Raw genomic sequence first — 2,613 nt, 5'->3', positions numbered from 1 at the left:
GGCGGCGCTCCGCGTGCGACCCGCTCGGTCACCGCGCTGCGCGCGGGACTCGGGCAGGGGCTCGGGCAGGCACTCGAACATGGGGGGAACGTGGCAGAGGAACGGCTGGAGGGCGACGCCGCCGACGGCCCGGCCGGTGGCGCAGGCCTGCCGCGGCGGCGCCCGGAGTGGAAGGGCCGGCTCGGCGTGGCCCTGTATCTGGCCGGCGGTGCGACGGTGGTCCTGGGGCTGCTCGGCTGGGGAGCCGTGGCCGCGATGGACTCGTCCATCGGACCTCCCGACAACCACGTGGCGAAGAGCGACTCCCGCGTCTGCCCGGCCACCACGGGGAACAACCTCGAGTATGCCGACGCCGTCAGGCACTTCGGCCTGTCCGTCCCGAAGGACGCCGCCGGCCTGGTCTTCACGGCGAACAGGCATCCGCTGTTCGGTGAGGATTCACTGGATCTGCGGTTCACCACCACCCCGGGCGATCTCTCCGCCTTCCTCGCCGTGAGCGGCTTCGGGTCGCCCCAGCCCCACACGGCGCTGCACCTGGGCGACTGGCACCCGTACGAACCCGGCGACGTGGCCAAGGCGGCGAGCGGGGACTGCGGCCTCGTCCCGGCCGTCCGCCCGGGCATGGTCTATGCCGAGGACACGGCGAACGGACAGCGCTTCCTCGCCGTGGATGCGAGCGACCCCGAGCATCCTGTGGTGTGGGTCTCCGCCATGGACATGTGACACCCGGCGGGCCGAACGGTCCGTCAGGCAGCGGCGCCGGGCGGCCCGCGACGCAGCGCACCGGCAGCCCGATCCTTCGCCGGGCCGCCCCGCCTCCGGTCTCGCCCCGTCCGTCCTGCCCGTCCCGGGGCGGCGCAACGGCCGAGCGGCGGGCCGTCATGCCCGAGCAGGTCGGGCCGATCGCGGCGACCGCCTCGTCCACCCGGTCCTGCTGCAGGTCGGTGATGACCACGCGGGCGCCCTGGTCCACGAATTCCCGGGCGATCGCCAGGGACGGGCCCAGGTACGGCACGGCGGACCGAAGCCGGACGGACCGAACGTCGGCTCGGTCCGGGCGTCACCCGTCCGGCGGCGCGTCCCAGACGATCCGCTGGACGGCTCCTGCCGAGATCCACATCTCTCCCCCGTCGTGCGGCCGCACCCGCACCCACCGCCCGGTCACCCGCACCTGCCCGCCCACGTGCGCAGCCGCCGTCTCGATCCCCACGACCGACCCCGGCCGGCAGTGCACCACCGCGGAGGCCCACCGCTTCTTCGTGCTTCCCATGTCCACCAGACTCGGTCCCCGCCCGGCCGTCCACCACCGCAGCGCGGCCGTTCCGCCGCCGTGTCGGAGGTCCACGGCACAATCCGGACCGTGGACCCGAGACCCGAACTGATGCCCCCGCCCGTCAGCCGGCAGCGGCTGGACGAGCTCTGCGGCGCGATCTCCCGGATCTCCGGCCTGGTGCTCTCCGGAGCCGGGAGCGCGGCCGAGGAGATCAGTGCCTTCAACGCGAGCACGGGCCACGACTACGGCGCCCCGGACTTCGCCGAGTACGACGGCAGCCGGAGCCTGGACGACTTCGCGCGGGAGGCCGCCAGGCCGCCCCGGCCACGGATCGCGGACATCACCGCGGACGAACTCGTCGGGATCGTCCGCAGGATCCTCGACGGCGATCCGGAGAGCGACCACTTCCTGGCACTCTTCGAAGCCAACGTGCCGCATCCCCGGGCCAGGGGCCTGATCCACTGGCCCCCGCCCGAACTGCGCGGCGCCTCGGCCGAGGAGATCGTCGATGCGGCACTCGCCTACCGGCCGATCGCCCTCTGACCTCCGCCCGGCGGGCCGGCAGGCACCCGCCGACCGCCCACGGCCACACGTACGCCCACGCCCATTGCGGGCTGGCCGGTCGGTGAACGGCGGCCGCGGCTCACCTGCCACGTCGACGCGGGAGTTCGGGCGCGGTGAGGACCTCCGCGAGGGGGAGGCCGGTGCCGGCCGCGGCGGCGAGGCGCTCGCGGATCTCGCGCGGGGTGCGCGGCCGCCACCCGGGGCCGCCGCAGCAGGAGGAGTGGAAGGTGACGCCGGCGTTGAGCAGGGCGGTGAGGGTGCGCCAGGCGGCCGTGTCCGCGCGGCGGGGGACCTTGAGGTCCTGTCCGGCGTCGACGAGCCGGCCGCGGCAGCGCGGACAGACCGTGGTCGGCGTGCGGCGCTTGACGGAGGCGCGGCACGGCAGGCACACGTAGTGCCGGTTCGGGGTACCGCCGCGGAAGCACATGACGGTCAGTATGGTGGCCGGCCCATCGGTGCCCCAACGGATTTCGCGGCCCCGGCCGGGAGATCGGATCGCAACCGTGCGGCACTGGACCGGGCCGTTGCGGTACGACCACAGTGGACCGGTCGGTTCGGGACGGGGGGACGGTGGGCGGCGTGGACCGGGTCAGGTACGTGGACTTCCTACGGGGAGCGGCGATCGTGATGGTGGTGCTCGGGCACTGGGTGATCACCGCGCTGGTGCGGCACCCGGACGGCACGATCGCGGCGCCCGAACTGCTCGCCACGGTGGAGTGGACGCAGTGGCTGACGCTGCTCTTCCAGATCATGCCGGTGTTCTTCCTGGCGGGCGG

At 74.2% G+C, this 2,613-nt stretch carries 4 protein-coding genes and 1 pseudogene; 3 read left to right on the top strand and 2 right to left on the bottom strand.

Translation table 11 applies throughout. From position 1 onward, the window contains the following. The coding region (locus ABZ641_RS32455; protein WP_359987648.1) for a hypothetical protein at positions 1-723 on the top strand (723 nt) is incomplete at its 5' end. A 337-nt stretch (positions 724-1,060) separates the two neighbouring features. Here the strand turns inward: ABZ641_RS32455 and ABZ641_RS32450 are convergent. Continuing rightward, entirely contained in the window at positions 1,061-1,270 is a 210-nt protein-coding gene (locus ABZ641_RS32450) for a hypothetical protein (RefSeq protein ID WP_344628034.1), read from the bottom strand. Between the two features lie 90 nt (positions 1,271-1,360). Here ABZ641_RS32450 and ABZ641_RS32445 point away from each other — a divergent pair, with 90 nt between their 5' ends. Next, positions 1,361-1,816: a hypothetical protein gene (locus ABZ641_RS32445; RefSeq protein WP_344628035.1), complete on the top strand. Its 456-nt coding sequence runs from the start codon at positions 1,361-1,363 to the stop codon at positions 1,814-1,816. 100 nt (positions 1,817-1,916) lie between these two features. On the opposite strand, the gene ABZ641_RS32440 is transcribed toward ABZ641_RS32445, so the two are convergent. Further along, on the bottom strand, positions 1,917-2,264 hold the full coding sequence (locus ABZ641_RS32440) for a hypothetical protein (protein ID WP_359987645.1): 348 nt from the start codon (positions 2,262-2,264) through the stop codon (positions 1,917-1,919). Positions 2,265-2,416: 152 nt separating this feature from the next. On the opposite strand from ABZ641_RS32440, the pseudogene ABZ641_RS32435 reads away from it, so the two are divergent. After that, a pseudogene (locus ABZ641_RS32435) lies at positions 2,417-2,613 on the top strand (acyltransferase); the annotation flags it as partial.

The sequence above is a fragment of the Kitasatospora sp. NPDC007106 genome, assembly GCF_040634455.1.
In the GTDB taxonomy this organism is placed as follows: Bacteria; Actinomycetota; Actinomycetes; order Streptomycetales; family Streptomycetaceae; genus Kitasatospora; species Kitasatospora arboriphila.
This window is presented reverse-complemented; position numbering and strand designations above follow the sequence as displayed.

What these genes read in the sequence shown, in the direction of transcription:
- ABZ641_RS32450 (WP_344628034.1), bottom strand. Translation starts at nt 1,270, where the DNA reads ATGGGAAGCACGAAGAAGCGGTGGGCCTCCGCGGTGGTGCACTGCCGG.
- ABZ641_RS32440 (WP_359987645.1), bottom strand. Translation starts at nt 2,264, where the DNA reads ATGTGCTTCCGCGGCGGTACCCCGAACCGGCACTACGTGTGCCTGCCG.